Source organism: Streptomyces sp. NPDC001904 (assembly GCF_040297005.1).
In the GTDB taxonomy this organism is placed as follows: Bacteria; Actinomycetota; Actinomycetes; order Streptomycetales; family Streptomycetaceae; genus Streptomyces.
Window position 1 is genome coordinate 59,280 of sequence record NZ_JBEOYI010000018.1, and the last position, 18,696, is coordinate 77,975.

Genomic DNA, 18,696 nt, shown 5'->3' on the forward strand with positions numbered 1-18,696 from the left:
ACTTCACACAGTCACTCGCACAGCCCTTCGCACGGCCAAGGAGATTCCCATGGACTTCGTCTCGATCCGCATCATCACCGGCGATGTGCCGCGCCTCGTCGACTTCTACGAGCGGGCCACCGGCGTCCGAGCGGAGTGGGCCACGGAGGACTTCGCCGAACTGCGGACGGCGGGCGCCACTCTCGCGATCGCCGGCTCCCGAACGGTCGCGCTGTTCGCCCCGGGATCGGCGCGACCGGCCGACAACCACAGTGTGATCACCGAGTTCCTCGTCGACGACGTGGACCGGGTGCACGCGGACCTGAGCGGGTTCGTCACCGAGTTCGTCGGCGGGCCCACGACGATGCCGTGGGGCAACCGGTCGCTGCTGCTGCGCGATCCCGACGGCAATCTCGTCAACTTCTTCACGCCGGTGACCGAGGCGGCCGTCGCGAAGTTCGCCCGCTGAACCCTTCGTACGCCGGGCGCGGATCCGTGGGGCGCCTCGCACCTCCCGCCCGACGGACCCCGCCCGGTCAGAGGGTGATGGTCTGGTACTCGGTGTAGGTGCCGAGGCCGACCGCGCCGTACTCGCGGCCGATGCCGCTGGCCTTGAAGCCGCCGAAGGGGCCGTCGAAGCCGACGGAGGCGCCGTTGACCGTGACGGTGCCGGTGCGGACCCGGCGGGCGACCGCGAGGGCGTGCTCCTCGTCGGCGGACCAGACGCCGCCGGACAGGCCGTACTCGGAGTCGTTGGCGATGCGGACGGCGTCGTCCTCGTCGTCGTAGGCGATCACGACGAGCACCGGGCCGAAGATCTCCTCCTGGGCGATCCGCATGGAGTTGTCGACGTCGGCGAAGACGGTGGGGGTGACGTAGTTGCCCTTCTCCAGGCCCTCGGGGATCTGCGGCCCGCCGGTCACCAGCCGCGCCCCTTCCTCGATGCCGATCCGGATGTAGTCGCGGACCCGCTCCTGCTGGTCGGGGCGGATCATCGGGCCGATGAAGGTGTCCGGGGCGGCGGGATCGCCGACCGCGAGCGACTCCACCATCTCCTTCAGCGCCGTGACCACGTCCTCGTAGCGGCCGCGCGGGGCGAGGATCCTGGTCTGGGCGATGCACGACTCGCCGTTGTTGAGCAGGGAGCCGAACTTCAGGCCCGAGACGACGCGTTCGATGTCGGCGTCCGGGAGGACGATCGCGGCGGACTTGCCGCCGAGTTCCAGGCTGACGCGCTTGAGCTGTTCGCCCGCGAGAGAGGCGATGCGCCGGCCGGCGCGGGTGGAGCCGGTGAAGGCGATCTTGTCGACCTCCGGGTGGGCCACCAGGTACTCGCTGGTCTCACGGTCCGCGGGCAGCACGCTCAGCACACCGTCGGGCAGGCCGACCTGTTCGAGCAGTTCGGCGAGGAAGCCCATGCTCAGCGAGTTCTCCGGAGACACCTTGAGCACGACGGAGTTCCCCGCGAGCAGAGCCGGGATGATCTTCGAAGTGGCAGAGGAGAACGGCGAGTTCCACGGGATCACGGCGGCGACCACGCCGACGGCCTCGCGCCGCACCACGGTGCGCGTCGGCGACGCCGGATCGGAGAGGACCAGGGTCTCCTCCCAGCCGAACTGTTCCGCCGCCTTCAGGTAGGCGTTCGCCTGTCGGGTGAGTCCGGGCTGGCCGGCCCGGGTGAACCAGCCCGCCGAGCCGTTCTCCAGCGAGATCAGGTCGGCGACCTTCTCGGCGTTCTTCTCACGCAGCGCATTGAACCGCCGCAGGACCGCGATCCGCTCCGCCGGCGCGGTCCGCCGCCACGCACCCGCCCCGAACGACGCCCGCGCCGCGGCCACCGCCCGGTCGATGTCGGCGGGCCGGGCCTGGGCGGCACGGCCGATCACCGACCTGTCGTGCGGGGAGGCGATGTCGAGGAGGTCCGGGGTGCTCGGCTCGGTCCAGGAGCCCCCGATGAACAGCCGGTCGTAGGTGATCATGCGTTTCTCTCCCCGGGTGAAGGTATCAATTTAACTGTCACTTCAATGTAGCACTTAGCTTCGTCAGTCGCTCACCTATGAGGCGATAACTCAGACGAAAGTGGAGCGTCGCGCGGCGTGGAGCGTTGCGTACAGGCCGGTCACCTGGATGACCGTGGGGCGGACCACGCTGGACCATTCGCCGCGCAGGCCGGGCCAGACAGCCAGCAGCTCCACGCCGTCCGCGTGTCCCAGATGGGCCGTGACGTCCGTCCGGTCCGGGCCGACCGGCGTCCAGGACAGCAGCACGCGGCCCTCCGGCACGGCGGTGGCCCGGCCGAGCGGCAGCCAGTCGGCGACGAGAGCGCCGCCCGTCGGTCGCACGAGCGCGCCCCGGACGTCGGCGGGCATCGGCTCGGCCGTGAGTGCGGACAGTTCCACGGTCCGGTGTGCGTCGGAACCGGGTACGAGCGTCAGCGCAGGCCGGCCCGTCCTCGCGCCCCGGGCCCGGCGGCGGGTGTCGTGCGGAGTCCGGGGTGGTGCGGTGTCGTGCATGGGGAGGGCCTTCTGTCGCGTGTTCAGTAGAGGTCGTCGTGGGGGTAGAGGGTGAAGAGCCGCATCGTCTCCACGTAGAGCCAGGTCAGGGTGAGGGTGAGGCCGAACGCGGCCGACCAGGCCCGGTCACGGGAGGCGCCGAAGGCGACACCGTCCTCGACCTGTCCGACGTGCAGGGAGAGGAAGCACGCGGCGAGGGCGACGCCGAGGAACCCGGAGAAGAGGCCGAGGCCGAGGGGGTGGAGCCCCAGGACGTCCGCCCCGACGAGTGGGAGGAGGAGCCGGTCCGCCAGCGCGAGGAAGGCGAAGCCCAGCAGGGCCGCGCCCACGAACCCGTAGAACCGGCGGGTCACACGTATCCAGCGCAGGGCACGGGCGGTCAGCGCCCCGGCGGACGTCGCCATCGTCCCGAGCACCAGCTGCACGAGGACTCCGGGTGACAGCTGGCTGGAGACGGTCCAGGACAGCGCGCCGAGGAAGACGCCCTGGCACGCGGCGAACGCCAGCGTCAGCGACCCGGACGACGGGTTACCTCGGCACTGGACCACGACCAGTGCCCCGGCGAGCAGCCCGGCCCCGCCGGCGATCGCGTACGGGACACCGAGGGGAAGCGTGCCGAGCGGCAGCAGCGTCCACGTCAGTACGGCCGCGAGGACCGTCGTGGCGAGAGCGGTCGCGGCACGCGGCAGTACGTCGCCGATCGTCATCAGGTCGCCCACGAGGAGCGGGGGCGCGTCGGGCTCCTCGGTGGGCGGCTGCTCGACGTCCTTGCCCGCCCTGATCCGGTCCCGGGCCACGGTGCGCCCGGCCCGCGGATCGCGGGCCGCCGTCTTCTGCCCGCCGCGCGGGGTGAACTGCGGTAGGCGGAGCACCGGATTGCTGCTCCTGATCGTGCGTTGCTGCTCGACCGGTGTCACGTCGGATCCTCTTCTCCGTGTCGGGCGCACCGCCGCCGAAGCCCCGTGATCCGATGCGGCGGGGCGCAGGGGCGGCCGTGCGTGTTCCGGGGTGCCGACGGGCGCACCGGAGTGGGGACTTCAGCCTGTCGCGTGATCCGGGCCGCGCGCATCCGTCACATGACGGTGCGCCGCACGACGAGGCACACGTGTCTCGGGGCGGTGGGTGGTCTCTCCCAAGGCGCTTGCCGCACTGTGGTCGGCAGTGGGCACGCCACGTCACACAACTACCACTCTGATGTAACATTTATGGAGTTACATTCCACTCGTAAGTAGCTCTAGGCGTGCGAGGCTCCCCATACGAAGCCTAGACTCGGGGCCGTGAGAGCCGACGCAGCACGCAATCTGGAAACCGTCCTGACCACCGCGGCCCGCATGCTCGCGGCCGACCCCGCCACCAGCATCGCGAGCATCGCCGCCGAGGCGGGGGTGGACCGGCGCACCGTCTACCGGCGCTTCGCCTCCCGCGAGGATCTTCTGGCCGCCGTTCACGAGGCCCGCCTCACGGCGATCGAGCACGCCGTCGAGGACGCCCGGCTCCGTGAGGCACCCGTCGCCGTCGCCCTGCACCGCTACGTCGAGAACATCATCGGCGTGAACCGCGACTGGCCCGTCGACCTCACCCGGATGCTCTCCGACGACAGCCTGCGCGAGCGCCGGGACGTGTCGGTCCGCGAGGTGGACGCCTTCCTCGAACGCGCCACCGACGAGGGGCTGTTGCGGTCCGGTCTGCCGCAGGGCTGGGCGAACGAGCTGCTCCCCCAGCTGATGCACCTGGTCGCCCGCCGCCTGCCCGAACTGAGCCCCGGGCAGGCGGCGGACATCGTCGTCGCCACCTTGCTGCGCGGGCTCGGCACCGCGTCCTGAACACGGCGACGGCCCCTGCGGACACACGGGAGGACGTGTGTCCGCAGGGGCCGTTCCATGGGTTCGGCGGCGCGCGGCTTCGGAGCCGGTCGTTCCGTCAGCCGCCGGTGAGCGTCATGGCGAGGGCGTCCTCCAGCGCGGCGACCGTCCGCGCGGGGTCCTCCGCGTGCACGGTGGCGAAACCGAGCTCCGCCGCCGGGGGCAGGTACTGCGCGGTGTCGTCGACGAACACGCAGTCCTCGGCCGCCAGCCCGAGCCGGTCCAGGACGAGCCGGAACATCGTGGGCTCGGGCTTGCGCGTGCCGTGGAGTTCGGACAGCACCACGGCGTCGTAGAGCTCGTCGATGTCGTATCCGTCGTAGAGGTTCCACGGCGTGAGGCCCACGGAGTTCGAGAGGATGCCGACCTTCACCCCGGCCCGGCGCGCGGCGGCGGCCGCCGCGATCACCGTGGGTTCGGGGCGCAGGTCGGCGAAGATCCGTCCCATCAGGTTGTCCGGGTCGAGGCCGAGGAGCCGGCCGGCCGCCTCGTTCCACTCCGGCTGGCCGATGGTGCCCCGCTCCAGGTCCTCGGTGCGGGCGATCCCCTCGGGGTTCAGATAGAGGCCGGTGAGCAGCGTCCCCTCGGCCAGTCCCGCGCGCCGCTCGAAGGCGAGCGCGGCGGGCAGCAGAGGGGTCGTCAGCACACCACCGAAGTCGAGGACGAGTCCCTTGCGGTGGAGAGTCATACGCACACCTTAGAGCGTCGCCGAGACATGTCCCGCACCGACAGGTGTGTTTCTCCCCGAGCGGGACATGTGTGCCCGTTCGGCACAGGGCGTACCCGGGTCAGGCGCTCCGGTACCGGTGCGGGTCCGCGGGGAAGACACCGAGGACGCGTACCTCGCTGGAGAAGAAGCGCAGCTCGTGCAGGGCCAGCGCGACCCGCTCGTCGTCCGGGTGGCCCTCGATCTCCACGTAGAACCGGCTCGCGCTGCGGCCCGCTCCCATCTGGTAGCTCTCGATCTTGGTGAGGTTGACGCCGCTGCTGGCGAATCCGCCGAGCGCCTTGTACAGAGCGCTCGGGATGTTGCGCACGCAGAAGAACAGGCTCGTCATCGTCGGTTCCCCGAGGGCCGGAGCCGGGGCGGCCTCGCGGGACAGGACGACGAATCGCGTGGTGTTGTCCGGGTCGTCCTCGACGCCCGCGCGCAGCACCTCCAGACCGTGCAGCGCGGCCGCGGCGGGCGGGGCGAGGGCCGCGTGCCGCGGGTCGCCCAGCTCGGCCACCTCGCGCGCGGCTCCGGCGGTGTCGTCGCAGACGAGGGTGCGCCAGCCGCCCTCGCGCAGCAGCTTGCGGCACTGGCCGAGCGCGTGCACGTGACTGCGTACGCATTCCACCTGATCGAGCGTCGCACCGGGCACGCCCATGAGGTCGAAGCGGATCGCGAGGAAGTACTCGGCGTTGATGAAGAGCCCCGACTCGGGCAGCAGGTGGTGCACGTCCGCGACGCGTCCCGCGGCGGAGTTGTCGACGGGGATCACCGCGACATCGGCCGTACCCAGCGTCACGGCGTCCAGGGCCTGCTCGAAGCTCGTGCACGGCAGCTGCGGGTCCCCGGGAAACAGCGCGCTCGCAACGGTCGCCGAGTTGGATCCCAGTTCACCCTGGTACGTGACGGTTGTCACCGGTTTACGCCCTTCCACGTGGTTCTGTCGCCGGGCGGCAGCCGCTCGCTCGCACACCGCACCAGGTGCAGTATCGGTGCTCCGGGCGCCCGGAGCCGCATCAGGGGGTGGCGACGGCATGACGACTCGCGGCGGGCGACGGTGGAACGGGTCGTGATGCACGGTCAACCTACTTAAGTACAGCGGGTCGCGGACGACGAGAGTGGAGCGCGCCAGCCTCCGCCCCAGGGAAGGACCCACGTCATGAGCGGCCACGCACCAGGTGCCCCGACCGGCAGAAGCGTCCCGGGCCGTCGCCCCCGGCTGACCCTGGACATCGAGCGCGTCCTGGGCGTGCGTGCCCGGCAGGCCATCAGGGCCGAGTTCCTGTTCGACCCGGCGGCGCCGCTGGTCGTGTCGGTGGAGTTCGTCGCCGAGGGAGGTCCGCGGGTGCTGTGGCGGATCGGGCGGGACCTGCTCCAGGAGGGGCTGTACTCGATGAGCGGCCTCGGGGACGTACGGGTCTGGCCCGCGGCCGGGCAGCGCGGAGCGACGGCCCGGATGCAACTGGCCTCCGGCGACACGGCCGCCCTGTTCGAGCTGCCCGTGCCGCCCCTGGCCGCGTGGCTCACGCACACGTACGAGCTCGTCCCCGCAGGGGAGGAACTCGCCGACGTCGACTGGGACGTCACGGCCGCGGATCTGCTGCACGGCCCTCGGGCGCACTCCGACTGAGCGAGGCGTCCCCATGTGACGGGCCGCTGGGGGATCCTCGTGCCGGCCGCGCTCCACCAGGGCGAATCCCCGTTCGGCGTGCTGCGCCGGCACATCGAGGGCATCAGCGAGAAGATGCTGTCCCACACGCGGACACGGCCGTAGCACCGGAGCGCGGACCCGGATCCCTGGGCCTCACGAGCCTGACGGTCGTGGCGAGTGTGCTGCCGGCCTCGCTGATCGGCGTCGCGTTCGCCGTGCTGCTGTGGGCGATCTCCGACGCGAACAGCTCGGTGTCGGACCATCGCGCATCCCGTACGGCTCTCGTGGAGGCCGGGACGATGGAACGGCTGCTGCTCGACCTGGAGACGGGGCCGCGCGGTTTCGTGATCACCGGGCGGGAGGAGTTCCTCCCGCCGTTGCCGAAGGCGCGCGACCAACACCGGGCGGTGGTACGGCCGGTACGCGGTGCGGCGGCCGCGGCTCAGGAACTCGCGGGCGGCGACCTGAGTGTGCGGATGCCGCCCAGCTCGGTGGCCGAGATCGGGGCGCTCGGCACGTCGTTCAACACCATGGCGGCCTCCCTCCCTCCAGGACAGCCGCCGACGCATCGTGGAGAGCACCGCGGCCGTGCACCGGCGCACGGCCCACGATCTGCACGACGGAGCGCAGCAGCGACTTGTCAGCCTCATGATCGGGCTGCGGCTCGCGCGGGAGCTGATCCCGCCACGCAGACCCCGGCGCTCGATCTGCTGGACCAGTCGATCGACAACGCGCAGACGGCCGTCAACGAACTGCGGGAGCTCGCCTCCGGTATCTGTCCGCTCGTCCTGACGATGAAGGGGCTGGTGGCCGCTGTGCACGATCTCGCGGTGCGGTGGCCCTGTGCCCAGGGTCGTCGAGCGCGCGCACGAGCGGAGGGTCTCCCCCACGGTCGAGTCGAACGCCTACTTCGTCGTGGCCGAGGCGGTGACCCACGCGGTCAAGCAGCGGCACCACCCTGCGGATCCGCATACCGATTCCCGCGTGATCCGCGGGGCGCGCGTGCCGTCACCGCCGGGCGGTGCCGTCCGCCGTGCTCCTCCGGGCATGGTCCGTGCCGAGTCGCCGGCGGTCCTTGCCCGAAAGGCCGCCCCAGACTCCGTACGTCTCCTCGTGCGCCAGGGCCGTCGCGGCGCACCGGTCGGCGACCGCGCAGCCGGCGCAGATGCGGCGGGCCTGCTCCTCGCGGTCGCGGCGGGCGCGGCCGCGCTCGCCCGACGGGGAGAAGAAGACCGAACTGCTCATACCGCGGCAGGCGGCCCGGTCCTGCCACTGCCAGTCGACGAGGAGGGGGCGCGGGGAGCTGTGCATCGTCATGCCTTTCGAGGTGGTGGGTGTCGCAGGTGTGCGTGAGACAGGTGCGGGGGTCATTACGCGGGCTGGACGAGACGTCCCGGTCCACGCCGTCGAGTTCGGCGCCGCGGGCCACCAAGGCGTAGGTCTCGGCGAGCCAGCGGGCGACGGGTCCAACGGGGATCTCGAAGAGCGCGGTGCGGGTGCTGCCCAGCCGCAGGCAGAAGGCGGACCGCTCGCCGTCGGCGCCGTCCACCGGCCAGAGTGCGACATCGCCCGCGCCGGTCCGGGCGGTGAGGCCCTCGGTGAGCAGATCGCGGGCGAAGACCCAGCGCACGAACCGGTCGCCGTCCGTGGCCACGATCAGGGTGACGGCCGGCGGGTCGCGGGTGTCGTACGAGAACTCACCGGCGCGGCGGACGGACAGGGCGGAGATCACCCAGAGCGTGGTCTCCACGGGGAGACAGCGGCGTGGGACACCTGCTCAAGGAGAAGGCCCCGGCGGGTCTTTGGCCGGGTCAGGGCGCGGTGGGGGCGAACAGCCCCCGCAGGTCGGCGTCGACCAGCTTGTCCTTGGGGACGAAGGACTCGATGCCGGCGCCGCGCAGTTCCTCCCGCGACCAGAGCGACGTGTCGGTGGAGGTCAGCACGATCCGCGGCGGGCGGTCCTCCCGGGTCAGCTGCCGCGCCACGCCCAGCCCGTCCGCGTCGGGCAGACGGAGATCGAGCAGCAGCCCGTCGGGGCGGTGGGCCCGCACCGCTGCCAGGGCCGACGCACCGTCCGGTGACTCCGCCACGGCCCGCAGGCCCCGCGCCGTCAGCAGCGTCGTGGCGACGCGGCGGCATCCGGGGTCGTCGTCGACGACGACGGTACCGATGCACATGATCCCAGCTTGCCGGGCGGTCCGACGGTGCGGCCATAGGGGAATCCCTACGGTTTTGTGTATGGCTCACGCGTCGCACGGGCCAGGCCGCTCTGGGCGCTCAGCGGAACCTCCTTGATGAAGAGGGTCACCAGCAGGGCGATCAGGGCGATCGGGGCCGCACAGAGGAAGAGGTCACCGATGCCGTGTCCGTAGGCGCTCTCCAGCCAGGTGCGCACGGAGGAGGGCAGCAGGGCGAGGTCCGGGAAGGCGCCGTCGCCGGAGGCCCGCGCGGCCGTGACGCGGTCGGCCGGAACGAGTTGCGTGAGGGTGTCGCGCGTGTAGTGGCCGATCCGGGTGGTGAGGATCGCGCCGAGCACCGAGACGCCGACCGCGCCGCCGAGCGAGCGGAAGAAGGTGACCGTCGAGGAGGCGGCGCCGAGGTCGTCGGCCGACACCTGGTTCTGGGTGCACAGCACGAGGTTCTGCAGGGTCATGCCGACCCCGAGCCCCATCAGGGTCATGCACAGGGCGATGAACACGTACGAGGTGTCGTACCGGAGCATGCCGAGCAGTGCGAGCCCCGCCGTGAGCAGGACTCCGCCCGTGAGCAGCCAGCCCTTCCAGCGGCCGGTACGGGTGATGACGCGTCCGGAGACGGTCGAGGAGACGAACAGCCCCGCGATGAACGGGATCGTCATGAGCCCCGACCGCGTCGGCGAGTCGCCGCGCGCCAGCTGGAAGAACTGACTGAGGAAGACGGTGCCCGCGAACAGGGCGACGCCGACGAACAGGGAGGACAGCGAGGCGAGCGCGATGGTGCGGTTGCGGAACAGCCGCAGCGGGATGATCGGTTCGGCCGCTCTTGTCTCGACGAGGAGGAAGGCGAGCGTCAGCAGGAGGGCGCCCGCGACCGACGCGCAGGTCTGCCAGGACAGCCACGCGTACGTGTCCCCGGCGAAGGTGACCCAGACCAGCAGCAGGCAGACGGCCGCGCTGACGAGGAAGGCGCCCGTCCAGTCGATCCTGGCCGCGCGTCCGGTCACCGGCAGGTTCAGTGTCCGTTGCAGTACCACCAGGGCGACGAGCGCGAAGGGGATGCCGATGAAGAGGCACCAGCGCCAGCCGAGCCAGCTGGTGTCGGTGATGACTCCGCCGAGCAGCGGACCGCCGACGGTGGCCACGGCGAAGGTCGCCCCGAGGTAGCCGGAGTAACGCCCACGCCGGCGCGGGGAGATCATCGCGGCCAGGACGACCTGCGCCAGTGCGGAGAGTCCACCGCCGCCGAGGCCCTGGATCACGCGGGCGGTGATCAGCGTGGCGGCGTTCGGCGCGAGTCCGGCGACGAGGGAGCCTACGCAGTAGACGACCAGCGCGGACTGGACGAGCGTCTTCTTGCAGAACTGGTCGGCGAGTTTGCCCCACAGCGGGGTGGACGCCGTCACCGCGAGGAGGGAGGCGGTGACGACCCAGGTGTAGGCGCTCTGGCCGCCGCCGAGATCGCTGATGATCCTCGGCAGGGCGTTGGTGACGACGGTCGAGGACAGGATGGCGGCGAACAGGCCGAGCAGCAGTCCCTAAAAGGCCCGCATGATCTGCGCGTGGGTCATCGGCGCGGGCTGCGGCCCGCCGCCGGGGTGGGCCTGGGGCCGTACGCCGGCGCCCGGGGTGGTGGTCATGGGGTGTCGCGTCCTTACGTGGGTGACAGCGGGGTGGTGACCGGGCCGAGAGGCTCTCGCCCCGGTCGGCGCAAGCCGGGCGCGGGGTGCGGACACCGGCTCAGTCTTGAGGCCCCTGCAGGACACACACATCCGTCGGTTGACTGCGTCACGGGGACGGAACACCCAGCCGTGCAGCTCACATGGAGGAAAGTCGACCCTGGCGTCGGCAAGTTCGGGGGCGCGCTGCGCCGTGGCGAGGGTCAGTCGGTCGACTGATCCCGGGGCGACGAGGAGACTCGACACTGAGGCGACCACCACGTCCGAACCACTTCTTCGGAAAGGACCGCACTCATGACGGTCATCAACGGCCCGCTGCCGGACAAGGAACGCGCGATCGCGGGCGAGGCGCTCCAGGCGACACTGGTCGACCTTCTCGACCTGTCCCTGGTGGCCAAGCAGGCACACTGGAACCTCTACGGGCCTCGCTTCCGCTCCATCCATCTTCAGCTCGACGAAGTGGTCGGCACCGCCCGCGACTTCGCGGACGCGGTGGCGGAGCGAGCCGCAGCACTGGGCGTCAGCCCGGACGGCCGGGCGGCCACGATCGCCGCCACCAGCGGCGCGCCCGCCTTCCCGGCCGGCTGGACGAAGGACGTCGACGCCGTCGACGCGCTGGTCCGGACGTTCGCCGCCGTCATCGCACGGGCCCGCACCCATGTCGAACTGACCGGTCCGGTCGACGCCGTGACACAGGATCTGCTGATCGGGCTGACCGCGGCGCTGGAGAAGCAGAGCTGGATGTTCCAGGCCGAGAACAGGGGCTGACGGACCCCGAAAGGACCGGAGGATCCCGGGGGCGGCCGCGCGGAAGGGACACGAAGACGGGCCACGGAGACGGGCCGCCCCCGCAGGGATCAGCTCGCGGCGCCCAGGTGCGTGGCGAAGTAGTCGGCGAGCTTGTCGACGGCCTCGTCGACGTACTCCTTCTTGTCGTACAGGTCGACGTGGCTGGCGCCCTCGATCCGGTACAACTCCGCACTCCCGGTGGCGCGCTGGTGCGCCTCGACCGCCATCCACGCGGTGACGGCGCGCTCCCCGATGATCTGGAGCATCGGGCGCGGTCCGATCAGCGGGACGGCGAAGAAGGCGTCGTAGAAGGCCAGTTTGTCGATGCTCTCCCAGGCCAGGAACTTGGCGGACCGCTCGTGCCCGCCGCGCGCGGTGCAGTAGTACTCGAACCCCTCGACGCCGTGCTCACCGCCGAGCTCGCGGGCCTGCTCCGCCATCTCGGGGAACATCGTCATCACCCCCGGGTCCGTCCCCCGGGCGGCGGCGGTCCGCGCCTGTCCGGCCGCGTCCAGCAAGGACCGGAAGACGGCCGGGTCCTGGCCGCCGTCGGCACCGAGGCGGAACTGGCGGGACGGGTCGGCGGTGGAGACCGTGGCCACGGCACGGACGCGGTGGTCGCCGCCGGCGGCGGCCAGTGAGTAGCCGCCGGAGGCACAGATGCCGAGCAGACCGATCCGCCCGGCGTCGACCTCGTCGCGGGTGGTGAGGTAGGAGACGGCGGCCTTGAAGTCCTCGACGCGCTGCCCGGGGTCCTCCAGGCCGCGCGGGAGCCCGCCCGACTCACCCTGGTGGGCGGCGTCGAAGGCGAGGGTGACGAAGCCGCGCCCGGCCATCGACTGCGCGTAGGTGCCGGACGTCTGCTCCTTCACTCCCGTTCCGGGGTGACCGACCACCAGCGCGGGCCACGGTCCGGATCCGGCCCCCTCGGGCAGGTAGAGGTGAGCGGCGATCTCGATGCCGGCGCTGTCGAAGGTGACGCTGAATCTGGCCATGGGGCACTCTCCCTGTTCCTGGTGTCCTCGCGGTCCGCGGACTCGGTCCGTCCTGAACACGTCTCTACGATCACAGGGGCCGGCCGCCTCGAAAAGAGACAGGTTTCTGCCTGGGAAAGAACCTTCCCCCTCACATGTAAGGCACGGGACCAACCCCTATGTCACCGGCGTCGCCGTGGCCGACAAGGACATCGCCACCTCCGCGCTGACCGTGGACGACGTGGTGGTCCACACCGCGACGACACTGGGCACCGTCGTGCTCGGCGCGGTGGTGTCGTGGCTGCTGCTGCCCGTCGACGAGGCCGCCGTCGGACGCTCGTACGCGATCGCCGTCGGTGCCGCCCTCGCCGCCTTCGTCCTGTCGGGTCTTCCGGCCCAGTTCGGGACCGCGCCGCCGGGTGACGAGCCCGTGGGCAACTCCTCACATGTGCACGGTCGGCGGTGCCAGATGCCAGATACAGGTATCAGGTGTGAGAAGACCACCACATCCGCTGGCAGCACATGTGACATCCCCACCCTTCGGACACATGTGCGCGTGCGCCCCGATGCCGTCGGGGCGGGACGTCCGAGACTCCCGCGCACCAGCGCCTTTGCGTCTATCGTGAAGAGTGAACATGCCCGGCCAACATGCCGACGGCCCACCCGGTATCCACACCCATCTGCACGGCACCCTTCGCGTGGGTAGCATGCGCAGCGACATCCATATGGAGGGAGTGAACGGTTGTGAGCAGCCGATCAGCCGCCACGCTCCGGTCGCGGTACGCAGAACAGGCCGCGTCGGACCTGGCGGACAACCGCCGGCGTCAGCAGGAACTCGCGGACCAGCTCGCGGTCCTGAAGCAGCAGGAGGCGCTGCTGGTGGACATCCTGAACCTTGCCGAGCGGTACGAGGGTTTCGCCGACGCCTCGCGCCTGCCGGAGCAGGTCCAGGACGAAGCGGGCGCCGCACAGGCGCCGACAGCCAAGAAGACGTCCGGGGTCGCCAAGGCCCCCGCGACCACCAGGACTCCGGCCGGAAAGGCCCCCGCAGCCAAGAAGGCCACGGCGAGCACGAAGGCGAAGGGTGACGCGAAGGGAAAGGTTGGCGCGAAGGGGAAGTCGCGTCAGCCGCTCCTCGGGGACCTGCTGGTCGACCTGCTCGCCGGACACGACACTCCGCAGCCGGCATCCGATCTGCGCGAGGAACTCCTGGCGAAGCACCCGGACCGCAATCCGACGCCGCAGGTGGTGCGCAACACGCTCGAATCGCTGGTCGCCAAGAGCCGCATCCGGCGCCACAAGAAGCAGCGGTCCGTGATGTACACCCTCGTGAAGTCCGCGAACTGAGCGCACACGCCCCGGCGGACGACGGCCGGACACACATCCCCTCCTCCCGCGGACGGTGGCCGACGGCCCCCGCGGGAGGGATGTGTCCGGCGGCACCACATTCTCCCCGGGGACGTTTCCGGGCGTGCCTCTGTGCACGCCGCCCTATGCACGCCAGATGTTGTCGAACGCGTCGATCTCGATGGCCCGGCGCAACCGCGCGGCCGCCAGATGTGTGACCGCCTCCCCTACAGCGGCGAGGACGGTGACGACCGCGTCATCGCCCGGGTCGTCCCGCCGCTGCCACGACGACGTGTCCTGACGCCTCGTCGCCGCCAGCAGCTCGACGAGTACGGGTTCGCAGGACGCGGCGCGCGCCTGCGCGGCGCGGCGGGCGAGGACATCGGCACGGCGATCCGGGTCCGCCGGTCTCGCCCAGAACTTGTGGCGCTTCGGGCGCGGGCGGTCGATCAGGCCGGACCGCTCCAGCTCGGCGACGTAGGCGGCGGCCAGTCCGGGGCCGCGCCGCCACAGCCAGTTCTCCACCGTCTCGTACGGCTCGTTGCGGACGAGCGTCGCGGCCGCACGGTCCAACAGGCCGTCATCTGCGGGTCGTCGGGGGCCCGGCACCATGCGGTCGCCGTCCACAGACAGCGCGCCCCTCATGACGAGGTCGATGGCCTCGGCGCCCGCGAGCGCGAGGGACAGGGCACCGGGTTCCGCGCGCTGCTCGTGCGGCACGTCCAGGGCGACCAGGACGAGGTCTTGTGCGGTGGTTGTGGTGGTCATCAGCGGAGCTCCTTGACGTCCGGCCGGGCCTCAGAGGAAGTCGGAGACCGACGGGCCGTACCCCCACATGACCGCGGTCGCGGACCAGCTCCACATCTGCGTGGTGTCGTGGCGCTCGTGGTCGCCCAACGGGACAGTGCCGGTGGGGTCGGTGGTGCCCGTGGTGCCGATGGTGGAGACCGGCGAGGGGTGGGTGACGGCGCGGCGCCGCTCGGGGGTCCGGATGCGCGAGTACGTGTCGGAAACCATGGCGTGTGCCGTCTCTCTCCGGTCGGCGGTGCGGATGGTGCGGGCCCCGTGCCGGGGGAAGGGGCACGGGGCCCGCGGTTCGGGGGAAGGTCAGGCGGCGGCCCGGGCGTCGATGACGACCGGCACGTTGCCGCGGGTGGCCTTGGAGTACGGGCAGATCTGATGGGCGGCGTCGGCAAGCTCCTGAGCCGTGCTCCGGTCGACGCCTCCGAGGACCGGCGTCAGGACCGCGGAGAGGGAGAACTCGCCGTCGTCGCCGTGCGTGAGGGTGACCTCGGCGGTGATGGCGGTGCTGGTCAGCCGGATCTTGCGGCTCGTCGCGGCGCGGCGCAGGGCGCCGAGGAAGCAGGCGGCCCAGCCGGCGGCGAGCAGTTGCTCGGGGTTGGTCGCGGCGCCTGACCCGCCGAGCTCCTTCGGCAGGGCGAGGCCGGTCTCCAGCAGCCCGTCCGAGGAGTGGACACGGCCTCCGTTGCGGCCCTCTCCGTCGACGTCGACAACAGCGGTGTAGCTGACAGCCATGACTCGTGCTCCCCATCCGGGTCGGTAGGTGTTCGGGCACGCCCCGCAACTGACCCGATCAGGGGCACCAGTTGGGGCGGTGATGGAATCGTGGCAGATATCTACGTCACCAGTCAAGACAGTTACTCGGGGCATTCAACGTCCACTCGGGACCTCACACCCGACACCTCGCCCATCTTGACAGGTCACACCCGGCCGTGCGAGCGTTCGTCACCAGTCAGACCAGTTATCCATCGGTGAGGGAAGAACCCATGGCAGTCGTCCGCTTTCATCTCCTGTCCACGCTCAGCCCGTCGGACGTCCTGGCGGTGCTGACGGACTTCGGTCCCTCGCGCGCCGAGTCCTGGCCCACGATCGACACCGACCACTTCGAGGTGCACGGCCTCGGGGACACCTGGGCCGAGGTGACCGAAGGCACCGCTGCCGCCTGGGAGCGGGCGCGCTACGAGTGGCAGCCCGGGGGCGACACGGTCACCATCACCACCCTCGACTCCAAGCTGTTCGGAGCCGGCGGCGGCTGGGTCTTCCGAATGACTCCGGAGGGCCCCGGCACCCGGGTCGATGTCGAACTGACCCGCACACCAGGCACGTTCAAGGGCAAGGTGCTCGCCTCACTGCTGCCGCTCGCGGCGCCCGCCTCACTGCGCAAGTCGTTCGCCGGACCGCTTCAGGCAGCATGACACATGTGCCGGCGGCGGGCAGCACTTACGGGCTATCGCTCACACGTGCCCGCCTCGACAGGCGCCCGCATCACACCTTGTCGACCCCCATCACACCTCGCCCCACCTGGAGCCACCGATGACCGCATCGCCCACCCAGGGCGCCGGCCCGCTCTCCCCCGGCAGTCACGCCTATCAGCTGGCCGGCATCGTCCAGCGGTACCACGTGCACGGCTCGGGGCCGGTGTGTGTGGTCCACTCCGGTGGCCCCGGGATCGCCTGGGACTACCTGCGCATGCCCGCGCTGGAGGACCATCTGACGATGGTGTATGTCGAGCCCATCGGCACGGCCGACGACAGCCGGCTGCCCTCACACCCGCACGGGTACACCCGGGAGCGGTACAGCGGCTTCCTCGACGTGCTCATCAGCCGCCTGGGCGTGCCCGAGGTCCATCTGCTGGGGCACTCGCACGGGGCGTTCGTGGCCGCCCACCACGCACTGCACCGGCCCGAACGGCTCGCGGGGATCGTGCTCTACGAGGGCGCACCCGTCACCGGGCCCGAGCACGGGGCCGAGGCGGGCCGGATGGTGGAGGCCTGGGCCGCGCGACACGCCGGGCACCCCGGACTGCCCGATGTGCTGGCGGCGTTCGGCGCGATGTCCCGCATCCGCGACGACGACGGCACCGTGGCCGTGGCCCGCGGTGTGCTGCCGTCGTACTTCGCCGACTACTGGGCCGACGAGGAACGGCTGGCGCCGTTCAGGGACGCGATCCGGGCCACGTACATCTCCGGTCTGGACGATGACCTCACCCCCGACGTCATCGACGACCGCGTCGCGCTCAAGGGACTTGATGTGCCCACCCTGGTCGTGGTGGGCCTGCACGATGTCATCTGCGGACCGCGCTGGGGCCGCGAACTGTCCGAACTGATCCCCGGAGCCCGGCTGTTGACGCTGGAGAACAGCGGGCACTTCGGTCACTTGGAAGAGCCCGAGCTCTTCGCCGACGCCGTCCGCGACTTCATCCTGAGCGCCGGTACCGAAAAGCCCGGCGACCGCCGCCGCTGACCCGGAGGTGCGGCCACGTCGGCAGACCGGACTCCGCCGTCACGGGGATGGGACGGCGGAGCCGGCACCCCCCATTGTTCCCGGTTCAACTTCCCCACCGCCAGAGGGCATACCCGGTCGGCGAACACGCGGCACAGGAGTCACGAAGGTTCCGGAAGCCATGAAGATCACCGGGCTCGTTAGACTCCCCCGCATGTCCGACATCGACGCGATCCGCCGCGCCACCTACATCAGCCTGACGACGCACCGGAAGGACGGCACCCCGGTCGCGACCCCCGTGTGGCAAGTACCGCGGGCCGACGGTGCGGTCCTCGTCGTGACACCGGCCGACTCCTGGAAGGTCAAGCGGATCCGCAACAACGACGCCGTGACGGTCGCCGTCTGCACCGTGCGCGGACGTATCGCCCCCGATGCCGCCGTCCTGTCCGGCACCGCGCGCCTGCTCGACGAGGCGGGCACCGCCGACGCGCAGAAGCTGCTCGGAAAGAAGTACGTCACCTCGCGGATCGGCAACGGAATCCTCAAGGTCCTCCGTGTCCGCAAGAAGCCCAACATCGGTATCGAGATCACCCTCTGATGCTCCATCAGTGAGTGATTCCGTTGATCAAATTCGGACCGAAGGGCACAGGGAGCAAAGAGAAGAAGTCTCCGGCAATCGATTTGGGCATATGCCATGCCGTGTTGCCTTCAACTGTCTAGGGTTCCGGCGGGGGCTGGAGTTCCAGCCCCCGCATCCCATGGAGGAGAACCCGTGACCAATGTGGAAGTGTCCCTCAAGACCCTGCTGACGGAGGTCGAGGGTGCGCTGGGGGCCGCCGTCGTCGACTACACGAGCGGCATGGCGCTGGGCACCCTGGGCGGCGGCAAGGAACTGGACCTGACCGTCGCGGCGGCCGGCAACACCGACGTGATCCGCGCCAAGATGCGCACCATGGAGACGCTCGGCCTCCAGGCCGAGATCGAGGACATACTCATCACCCTCGGCACCCAGTACCACCTGATCCGCCCGGTCTCCGGCCGCACGGGGAACGGGCTGTTCATCTACCTCGTCATCGACAAGGGCCGGTCGAACCTCGCAATGGCGCGGCATCATCTCCGGCGCGTCGAGGAGCAGTTGGAAGTCTGAGCCCCGGCTCTTTTTCTTTGCTCACGACTTGAAGACTTCTTCACGTCTCCATCTCTGCATCCGTCGAACTCTCGGATCCGGCGGCCTCCGGCCGGGAAGGATGGGACGGCACGGCGGGTGCGGCGGCGGGAGTGGCCGCCGCTCCCCGTCTCCACACCCGCATCCGCACTCCGAGCCAGGGAAGTGAGCGATCCCCGTGCAGGCGCCCCTCTACCAGGTCAAAGCAGAGTTCTTCCGCATGCTCGGACACCCGGTCCGGATACGTGTTCTGGAGCTGCTTCAGAACGGGCCGGTATCGGTACGCGATCTGCTGATCGACATCGACATCGAACCCTCGAACCTCTCGCAGCAACTCGCCGTCCTGCGCCGCTCCGGCATCGTCATCTCCACCCGCGAGGGCGCCACCGTCAACTACGCCCTCGCCGGGGGTGACGTCGCCGAACTCCTGCGCGCCGCCCGCCGGATCCTCACCGAACTGCTCGCGGGCCAGAGCGCCCTGCTGGCCGAACTCCAGGACTCCGAGGTCCCCGGGCACGACGAGCGCCCGGAACACTCCGAACATCCCGGGCAACCCGCCGCACACGTCCGCCATTGACAGCATGGGG

Annotated in this window: 24 protein-coding genes and 3 pseudogenes; 14 read left to right on the forward strand and 13 right to left on the reverse strand. The window is 70.7% G+C overall.

The features are described from left to right. Positions 1-49 precede the first annotated feature (49 nt). Positions 50-448, forward strand: coding sequence for a VOC family protein (locus tag ABT127_RS25825; protein WP_351454522.1), 399 nt, complete (start codon positions 50-52; stop codon positions 446-448). A gap of 67 nt (positions 449-515) precedes the next feature. Here ABT127_RS25825 and ABT127_RS25830 read toward each other — a convergent pair whose 3' ends face one another. From ABT127_RS25830 to ABT127_RS25840, 3 genes are all read right to left on the reverse strand, one after another. Next, positions 516-1,958 carry an aldehyde dehydrogenase gene (locus ABT127_RS25830; protein WP_351454525.1) on the reverse strand — a complete coding sequence of 481 codons (1,443 nt, stop codon included), beginning with the start codon at positions 1,956-1,958 and terminating at the stop codon, positions 516-518. 90 nt (positions 1,959-2,048) lie between these two features. Continuing rightward, complete coding sequence (locus tag ABT127_RS25835) at positions 2,049-2,492, reverse strand: hypothetical protein (protein WP_351454527.1); 444 nt, start codon at positions 2,490-2,492, stop codon at positions 2,049-2,051. A 23-nt stretch (positions 2,493-2,515) separates the two neighbouring features. Next, positions 2,516-3,409 (reverse strand): Bax inhibitor-1/YccA family membrane protein, encoded by an 894-nt coding sequence (locus tag ABT127_RS25840; RefSeq protein ID WP_351454529.1) that lies wholly within the window; start codon positions 3,407-3,409, stop codon positions 2,516-2,518. 414 nt (positions 3,410-3,823) lie between these two features. Here ABT127_RS25840 and ABT127_RS25845 point away from each other — a divergent pair, with 414 nt between their 5' ends. Then, on the forward strand, positions 3,824-4,315 hold the full coding sequence (locus ABT127_RS25845; RefSeq protein WP_351454817.1) for a TetR/AcrR family transcriptional regulator: 492 nt from the start codon (positions 3,824-3,826) through the stop codon (positions 4,313-4,315). Between the two features lie 97 nt (positions 4,316-4,412). Here ABT127_RS25845 and ABT127_RS25850 read toward each other — a convergent pair whose 3' ends face one another. Together ABT127_RS25850 and ABT127_RS25855 are read right to left on the reverse strand one after the other, a co-directional pair. Then, a complete protein-coding gene (locus tag ABT127_RS25850; RefSeq protein WP_351454531.1) occupies positions 4,413-5,042 on the reverse strand; it encodes an HAD-IA family hydrolase in 630 nt (209 codons plus the stop codon). Positions 5,043-5,142: 100 nt separating this feature from the next. Continuing rightward, the gene (locus ABT127_RS25855; protein ID WP_351454533.1) at positions 5,143-5,982 is read right to left on the reverse strand and encodes a prephenate dehydratase; all 840 of its coding nucleotides are present in this window, start codon (positions 5,980-5,982) and stop codon (positions 5,143-5,145) included. A 243-nt stretch (positions 5,983-6,225) separates the two neighbouring features. Between ABT127_RS25855 and ABT127_RS25860 the strand changes: the two genes are divergently transcribed. From ABT127_RS25860 to ABT127_RS25875, 4 genes and pseudogenes are all read left to right on the forward strand, one after another. Beyond that, entirely contained in the window at positions 6,226-6,696 is a 471-nt protein-coding gene (locus ABT127_RS25860; protein WP_351454535.1) for an SsgA family sporulation/cell division regulator, read from the forward strand. A gap of 15 nt (positions 6,697-6,711) precedes the next feature. Next, positions 6,712-6,840 (forward strand): winged helix-turn-helix transcriptional regulator, encoded by a 129-nt coding sequence (locus ABT127_RS25865; protein WP_351454537.1) that lies wholly within the window; start codon positions 6,712-6,714, stop codon positions 6,838-6,840. A 176-nt stretch (positions 6,841-7,016) separates the two neighbouring features. Beyond that, positions 7,017-7,202, forward strand: a pseudogene (locus ABT127_RS25870) (CHASE3 domain-containing protein); the annotation flags it as partial. Positions 7,203-7,305: 103 nt separating this feature from the next. After that, the gene (locus ABT127_RS25875) at positions 7,306-7,509 is read left to right on the forward strand and encodes a histidine kinase (protein ID WP_351454820.1); all 204 of its coding nucleotides are present in this window, start codon (positions 7,306-7,308) and stop codon (positions 7,507-7,509) included. Positions 7,510-7,725: 216 nt separating this feature from the next. Here ABT127_RS25875 and ABT127_RS25880 read toward each other — a convergent pair whose 3' ends face one another. The 4 genes and pseudogenes from ABT127_RS25880 to ABT127_RS25895 form a co-directional block, all read right to left on the reverse strand. Next, the gene (locus ABT127_RS25880) at positions 7,726-8,034 is read right to left on the reverse strand and encodes a WhiB family transcriptional regulator (RefSeq protein ID WP_351454540.1); all 309 of its coding nucleotides are present in this window, start codon (positions 8,032-8,034) and stop codon (positions 7,726-7,728) included. A 106-nt stretch (positions 8,035-8,140) separates the two neighbouring features. Beyond that, positions 8,141-8,467, reverse strand: a pseudogene (locus ABT127_RS25885) (SsgA family sporulation/cell division regulator); the annotation flags it as partial. Between the two features lie 61 nt (positions 8,468-8,528). After that, complete coding sequence (locus ABT127_RS25890; protein ID WP_351454543.1) at positions 8,529-8,894, reverse strand: response regulator; 366 nt, start codon at positions 8,892-8,894, stop codon at positions 8,529-8,531. A 68-nt stretch (positions 8,895-8,962) separates the two neighbouring features. Beyond that, a pseudogene (locus ABT127_RS25895) lies at positions 8,963-10,447 on the reverse strand (MFS transporter); the annotation flags it as partial. Between the two features lie 438 nt (positions 10,448-10,885). Here ABT127_RS25895 and ABT127_RS25900 point away from each other — a divergent pair. After that, a complete protein-coding gene (locus ABT127_RS25900; RefSeq protein WP_351454544.1) occupies positions 10,886-11,359 on the forward strand; it encodes a Dps family protein in 474 nt (157 codons plus the stop codon). A gap of 89 nt (positions 11,360-11,448) precedes the next feature. On the opposite strand, the gene ABT127_RS25905 is transcribed toward ABT127_RS25900, so the two are convergent. After that, entirely contained in the window at positions 11,449-12,375 is a 927-nt protein-coding gene (locus ABT127_RS25905; RefSeq protein ID WP_351454547.1) for an alpha/beta hydrolase, read from the reverse strand. On the opposite strand from ABT127_RS25905, the gene ABT127_RS39365 reads away from it, so the two are divergent. Both ABT127_RS39365 and ABT127_RS25915 read left to right on the forward strand, forming a co-directional pair. Beyond that, complete coding sequence (locus ABT127_RS39365; RefSeq protein ID WP_502971784.1) at positions 12,374-13,060, forward strand: Bax inhibitor-1/YccA family membrane protein; 687 nt, start codon at positions 12,374-12,376, stop codon at positions 13,058-13,060. The genes ABT127_RS25905 and ABT127_RS39365 overlap by 2 nt on opposite strands. Positions 13,061-13,098: 38 nt before the next feature. Next, positions 13,099-13,701: a hypothetical protein gene (locus ABT127_RS25915; RefSeq protein WP_351454550.1), complete on the forward strand. Its 603-nt coding sequence runs from the start codon at positions 13,099-13,101 to the stop codon at positions 13,699-13,701. 144 nt (positions 13,702-13,845) lie between these two features. Here ABT127_RS25915 and ABT127_RS25920 read toward each other — a convergent pair whose 3' ends face one another. The 3 genes from ABT127_RS25920 to ABT127_RS25930 all read right to left on the reverse strand — a co-directional run bounded on the left by ABT127_RS25920 (position 13,846) and on the right by ABT127_RS25930 (position 15,237). Further along, entirely contained in the window at positions 13,846-14,469 is a 624-nt protein-coding gene (locus ABT127_RS25920; RefSeq protein ID WP_351454552.1) for a GOLPH3/VPS74 family protein, read from the reverse strand. Positions 14,470-14,499: 30 nt separating this feature from the next. Continuing rightward, positions 14,500-14,718: a hypothetical protein gene (locus ABT127_RS25925; RefSeq protein WP_351454555.1), complete on the reverse strand. Its 219-nt coding sequence runs from the start codon at positions 14,716-14,718 to the stop codon at positions 14,500-14,502. Between the two features lie 90 nt (positions 14,719-14,808). Then, positions 14,809-15,237, reverse strand: a complete 429-nt coding sequence (locus ABT127_RS25930) for an organic hydroperoxide resistance protein (RefSeq protein ID WP_351454558.1) — start codon at positions 15,235-15,237, stop codon at positions 14,809-14,811. A gap of 251 nt (positions 15,238-15,488) precedes the next feature. On the opposite strand from ABT127_RS25930, the gene ABT127_RS25935 reads away from it, so the two are divergent. The 5 genes from ABT127_RS25935 to ABT127_RS25955 all read left to right on the forward strand — a co-directional run bounded on the left by ABT127_RS25935 (position 15,489) and on the right by ABT127_RS25955 (position 18,686). After that, positions 15,489-15,917, forward strand: a complete 429-nt coding sequence (locus tag ABT127_RS25935) for an SRPBCC family protein (protein WP_351454561.1) — start codon at positions 15,489-15,491, stop codon at positions 15,915-15,917. A 118-nt stretch (positions 15,918-16,035) separates the two neighbouring features. Beyond that, complete coding sequence (locus ABT127_RS25940; RefSeq protein WP_351454564.1) at positions 16,036-16,965, forward strand: alpha/beta fold hydrolase; 930 nt, start codon at positions 16,036-16,038, stop codon at positions 16,963-16,965. Positions 16,966-17,158: 193 nt separating this feature from the next. Further along, on the forward strand, positions 17,159-17,542 hold the full coding sequence (locus ABT127_RS25945) for a PPOX class F420-dependent oxidoreductase (protein ID WP_351454566.1): 384 nt from the start codon (positions 17,159-17,161) through the stop codon (positions 17,540-17,542). A gap of 174 nt (positions 17,543-17,716) precedes the next feature. Then, complete coding sequence (locus ABT127_RS25950) at positions 17,717-18,091, forward strand: roadblock/LC7 domain-containing protein (RefSeq protein ID WP_351454569.1); 375 nt, start codon at positions 17,717-17,719, stop codon at positions 18,089-18,091. A 196-nt stretch (positions 18,092-18,287) separates the two neighbouring features. Further along, the gene (locus ABT127_RS25955) at positions 18,288-18,686 is read left to right on the forward strand and encodes an ArsR/SmtB family transcription factor (protein ID WP_351454572.1); all 399 of its coding nucleotides are present in this window, start codon (positions 18,288-18,290) and stop codon (positions 18,684-18,686) included. The last annotated feature ends 10 nt before the right edge of the window (positions 18,687-18,696 follow it).

Coding starts and splice junctions, on each gene's coding strand:
- ABT127_RS25825 (WP_351454522.1), top strand. CDS start 50: ATGGACTTCGTCTCGATCCGCATCATCACCGGCGATGTGCCGCGCCTC.
- ABT127_RS25830 (WP_351454525.1), bottom strand. CDS start 1,958: ATGATCACCTACGACCGGCTGTTCATCGGGGGCTCCTGGACCGAGCCG.
- ABT127_RS25835 (WP_351454527.1), bottom strand. CDS start 2,492: ATGCACGACACCGCACCACCCCGGACTCCGCACGACACCCGCCGCCGG.
- ABT127_RS25845 (WP_351454817.1), top strand. CDS start 3,824: ATGCTCGCGGCCGACCCCGCCACCAGCATCGCGAGCATCGCCGCCGAG.
- ABT127_RS25850 (WP_351454531.1), bottom strand. CDS start 5,042: ATGACTCTCCACCGCAAGGGACTCGTCCTCGACTTCGGTGGTGTGCTG.
- ABT127_RS25860 (WP_351454535.1), top strand. CDS start 6,226: ATGAGCGGCCACGCACCAGGTGCCCCGACCGGCAGAAGCGTCCCGGGC.
- ABT127_RS25880 (WP_351454540.1), bottom strand. CDS start 8,034: ATGACGATGCACAGCTCCCCGCGCCCCCTCCTCGTCGACTGGCAGTGG.
- ABT127_RS25890 (WP_351454543.1), bottom strand. CDS start 8,894: ATGTGCATCGGTACCGTCGTCGTCGACGACGACCCCGGATGCCGCCGC.
- ABT127_RS25900 (WP_351454544.1), top strand. CDS start 10,886: ATGACGGTCATCAACGGCCCGCTGCCGGACAAGGAACGCGCGATCGCG.
- ABT127_RS39365 (WP_502971784.1), top strand. CDS start 12,374: ATGGGGCACTCTCCCTGTTCCTGGTGTCCTCGCGGTCCGCGGACTCGG.
- ABT127_RS25905 (WP_351454547.1), bottom strand. CDS start 12,375: ATGGCCAGATTCAGCGTCACCTTCGACAGCGCCGGCATCGAGATCGCC.
- ABT127_RS25920 (WP_351454552.1), bottom strand. CDS start 14,469: ATGACCACCACAACCACCGCACAAGACCTCGTCCTGGTCGCCCTGGAC.
- ABT127_RS25925 (WP_351454555.1), bottom strand. CDS start 14,718: ATGGTTTCCGACACGTACTCGCGCATCCGGACCCCCGAGCGGCGCCGC.
- ABT127_RS25930 (WP_351454558.1), bottom strand. CDS start 15,237: ATGGCTGTCAGCTACACCGCTGTTGTCGACGTCGACGGAGAGGGCCGC.
- ABT127_RS25935 (WP_351454561.1), top strand. CDS start 15,489: ATGGCAGTCGTCCGCTTTCATCTCCTGTCCACGCTCAGCCCGTCGGAC.
- ABT127_RS25940 (WP_351454564.1), top strand. CDS start 16,036: ATGACCGCATCGCCCACCCAGGGCGCCGGCCCGCTCTCCCCCGGCAGT.
- ABT127_RS25945 (WP_351454566.1), top strand. CDS start 17,159: ATGTCCGACATCGACGCGATCCGCCGCGCCACCTACATCAGCCTGACG.